Source organism: Pseudomonas juntendi (assembly GCF_009932375.1).
Classification (GTDB): domain Bacteria; phylum Pseudomonadota; class Gammaproteobacteria; order Pseudomonadales; family Pseudomonadaceae; genus Aquipseudomonas; species Aquipseudomonas juntendi.
Map to the genome: position 1 here is coordinate 1 of NZ_BLJG01000580.1, position 427 is coordinate 427.

Consider the following 427-nt stretch of genomic DNA (forward strand, 5'->3'; position numbering starts at 1 on the left):
TTGCCGAAGCGGATGCCCACTACCATACGCCGCCGCCGGTACGCGTCACGGCTGAGTAAGATCATCTGATGCTCACGAGCCCGCCGCTGGCGGGCTTTTTATTGCCTGGTGCCGTACCGGAATATTATAACCCTTGCTAATTATCTGAAAATCCGCTGATATTTCCTGACTAATAACAATGAGGATAGCAAAGATGACGTTCAGACAGGGTGCAATGGCGCTGGTGCTGGCAGGGTTACTCAGCGGCTGCGTGGCGGGTGGAAGTTCATCGACCAGCGCGCCGAAGCCCCGCGTCTGCCCGGCGGATAAGTCCATGGTGCAAACCACGCTTTACTTCGGTCTGAGCCGCCCGGAGGGGAAAGACATCACCGCTGAAGAGTGGCAACAGTTTGTCGACCGTGACGTACCGCCGCGCTTTCGCGACGGG

The 427-nt window shown here is 57.8% G+C and carries 1 protein-coding gene; it reads left to right on the forward strand.

Going from position 1 to position 427, the window contains the following annotated elements; translation table 11 throughout:
* Window positions 1-193: 193 nt before the first annotated feature.
* The coding region (locus tag GYA94_RS27355; RefSeq protein WP_161893515.1) for a DUF3574 domain-containing protein at window positions 194-427 on the forward strand (234 nt) is incomplete at its 3' end.